We start from the raw sequence: 3,390 nt of genomic DNA, 5'->3' as shown, positions 1-3,390 counted from the left end.
CCAGCCAGTGGTTGAAGCTGATCGCCATGGGCTTGGCCGGCACGTTGCGGCCGGTGTGCTCACCCATCAACCGCCCGTTCACGTAGTGCCGCGTGCGCGTCGCCTCGACCTGCACGGTCAGCACTTGCCAGCCGTCGAACGAGCCCTTCACGATGGAAGCCTGATTGAAAGACTGCCAGGGGTCGATGCGTACAGTCTGCCAGCTGACGCCATAAAGCCGCGTCTCCGGCTCGCCCCAGCCACCGTGCGGCAGGTATTCGAAGTCGACCTCGCTGAAGTCCGGGTCGTAATCATGCTTCAGCGGACTGGCCAGGAAGAAGCTCTGGATGACCGGGTCTCGCGCGCCGGCCGAGTCACGCAGGCGCACGCGCGCCGTTGTCGTGCCGATGAGGAACTTGCGCGGCGCGCAGAGCTGGGCGAGCGCCGTGTTGCCCGGCGTGCCGTCTGTGGAGATCCTGAGCTTGAGCAGGCCGCCGTCAAGCGTCAGCTGGCCCGGCGTGAAGCGCGAGCCCGGCAAGCCGGGATGGCCCGTGCCGTCGCGCAGCACCCACCCGCTGGCGCGCAGGGCGTCGAGGTCGGGCTGGGAGAAGTCGTCGAAGAACTCACCGCCGGAAGGCGCCGCGAGCGCCGGGAAGGTCAACAGGCCCAGCAGCAGTGCCCTCATGCCAGCACCTCCTGTGCAGGCGCGCTGGCGCGCGGCATGGGCACCCACAGCAGCAGCAGCAGGGCTGGCACGCCGCACAACAGCGTCCAAAGGAAGAAGTGCTGGTAGCCCATCGCGAGCTGGATGTCACCGCTGATGGTCTTGCTGAGGATGAAGCCCAGCTGCATGACGCCCGAGCCGAGCGCATAGTGCGCCGTCTGGAAGCGGCCCGGCGCCACCACTTGCATGATGTAGAGAATCATGCCGACAAAGCCGAAGCCATAACCCGCCATCTCCAGGCCCACGGCCGCGCCAATGGTCCAGATCGAGGTCGGCAATGCCAGGCTGAGCGCCCAGAAGACCGCGTTGGGGATCGCCATGGCGATGATCAGCACCGGCATCGCTCGCTTCAGGCCCAGCCAGGACGTGAAATAGCCGCCCAGGATGGAGCCGACGAGAAAGGCCGCCGTGCCCACCGTGCCGTAGACGCCGCCCACTTGCTCGCTCGTCAGGCCCAGGCCGCCCTTGTCGCGGGGCTCGATCAGGAACAGCGGGCCAATGGTCTGCACCTGGCCCTCCGCGAGGCGGAAGATGACGATGAAGAGCACCATTTTCCAGATGCCGGGCTTGCCCAGGAAGTCGGCCACGATCTCTGGCAGCTTCACAGGTTCGGTCGACACACGCTGCGGATTGGGCAGGACCTTGGCGTTCCAGGCGGCCAGCACCCCCAGCAGCCCCGCCAAGATTGCAAAGATCAGGCTCCAGGCATTGAACACGCCCATGCGGGTTTCCAGCCGCCCGGCCAGCACCATCAGGCCGCCCAGCGTCAGGAACTTGGAGGCGTTGAAGAATGCGCCCTGCCAGCCCGCATAGGCCGCCTGGCGCTTGGCATCCAACACGCCCATATAGAGGCCATCGCAGGCAATGTCGTGCGTGGCCGACGCATAGGCCAGGAAGAACAGCACCGCGATGCTGAGCGCAAAGAAGGCACTTGCCTGCAGTGCCAACGCCAGCAGCGCCAGGCCCACTGCGCCGCTGAACTGCATCGCGACGACGACCGTCTTCTTGCTGCGCGCCAGCTCCACCAGCGGGCTCCACAACGGCTTGAAGGCCCAAGCCAAGCCGATGAGCCCGGTCCAGCGCGCGATCTGGTCGTTGGCCACCCCCATCTGCTTGAACATCAGTCCGGCAATCAGCATGACGACGAAGAACTGCAACCCCTGCACGAAGTAGAGGCTGGGGATCCAGCGCATCGGGTTCTTCGCGTCCATCATCACTGCAGCCCTTGCGGCGCGCGGCCGGTGGCGTTGGAACGGCCTTCCAACCAGGCCTTGATGCCGGCCAGCGCGCCGGGCGCGAAGCCCCAGCTCAGCAGTGTCGGCCCGGCCACGTCCAGCGCCTGGTAAGGATTCCACAGCGACAGGTGCAGGTCGGGTCGCCATCCAGCGGCGGCCAGGCCGTAGCGGGCGCGGCGCGTGGAGACCAGCACGTTGAGACGGTCGTCGCTCGGCACGCTGGCCCAATCGAGCTTGGCGATGTCGTCCACCATCTGGATCTGCGCGTCACTGAAGGCGTCGAACAGTGCCACCGCCTGACGGCCCGTGGGGCCGGCCTCGGAGACCATGTCGGTGGGCACGTCGCCCTGCACGATGACGCGGATCGGCGCGGACAGCGCCGGCGGGCGTGCGCCGCGCAGCGCAGTGAGACCGGCGGCCCAGGCTTGCGCCATCAGCGCGTGGTCGGCCGCGCGGGTGGCTGCGTCGTCCACGGCCCGCGCCGGGTAGGCGGCGGCCAGCCTGTCCAGGCGGGCATTCGCGACCTCGCCCTGCCGCGGCGTCAGCCTACCGCTGGCAAAGGCCTCACGCAGCGCATTGATGGCGACGAGCTGCTCTTCCTGCGACCCCTGGGCCAGCACCATGTCCGCGCCGGCCTCGATGGCCATGACGGCGCTCTTGGCATACCCGAAGCGCTCGGCCACGGCCTTCATCATCAGCGCGTCGGTGATGACGACACCGTCATAGCCCCAGTCGTCGCGCAGGATTCCCTTGAGCAACTGCGGCGACAGCGTGGCCGGGCGGTCAGGGTCGATCTGTGGGTACACGATGTGGGCCGTCATCATGGCCGGTGCCTCGGCCGCCAGCGCCTTGAAGGGCTTCAGCTCCAGTGCGTCCAGCTCGGCGCGTGACTTGTCGACGGTGGGCAGCGCGTGGTGCGAGTCCACGTGCGTGTCGCCGTGCCCGGGAAAGTGCTTCACGCAGCAGGCCACCCCCTCCGCCAGCGACCCGCGCATCCACGCGCCAGCCAGGCGGCTGACCTCGGCCGGGTCGTTGGAAAAGCTGCGCTCGGCGATGACGGGGTTGGCCGGGTTGTTGTTGACGTCCAGCACTGGCGCGAAATTCCAGTTGATGCCCAGCGATCTGAGCCCGCGCGCCACCGCCGCGCCGACGGCCTCGGCCCGCGCCGCCTCGCCGCCCGCGCCCAGCGCCATGGACGACGGCGGCTGCGGCAGGAAGGTCGCGCGCACTACGGCGCCCCCCTCCTGGTCGATGCCGATCAGCGCCTCGGGACCCAGCACCTGGATGAGGTCACGCATCAGCGCCTTGACCTCGTCCTCGCTGCCGAGGTTCTTGCGGAACAGACAGACCGAACGAATCTTCTGCTCCCGCAGGAAGGCCGCGGTCTCGGTGTCCAGGGACTGGCCGGGGATGTCGACCATCACGAGACGGCCGGGGTCGAAGATGCTCATG

2 protein-coding genes and 1 pseudogene are annotated in these 3,390 nt (G+C 68.1%); all 3 read right to left on the bottom strand.

What is annotated here, in order from left to right:
• A pseudogene (locus tag VGF12_RS24850) lies at positions 1 to 664 on the bottom strand (glycoside hydrolase family 16 protein); the annotation flags it as partial.
• Positions 661 to 1,917, bottom strand: coding sequence for an MFS transporter (locus VGF12_RS24845; RefSeq protein WP_331178731.1), 1,257 nt, complete (start codon positions 1,915 to 1,917; stop codon positions 661 to 663). The pseudogene VGF12_RS24850 and the gene VGF12_RS24845, both read right to left, overlap by 4 nt.
• Positions 1,917 to 3,390, bottom strand: a 1,474-nt coding sequence (gene nagZ, locus VGF12_RS24840; RefSeq protein WP_331178730.1) for a beta-N-acetylhexosaminidase, incomplete at its 5' end; no start/stop codon positions are given. The genes VGF12_RS24845 and nagZ, both read right to left, overlap by 1 nt.

This window comes from Roseateles sp., from assembly GCF_036404855.1.
In the GTDB taxonomy this organism is placed as follows: Bacteria; Pseudomonadota; Gammaproteobacteria; order Burkholderiales; family Burkholderiaceae_C; genus Pelomonas.
Note: the sequence above shows the minus strand (reverse complement) of the source record. Positions and strands in the feature narration are given on the sequence as shown.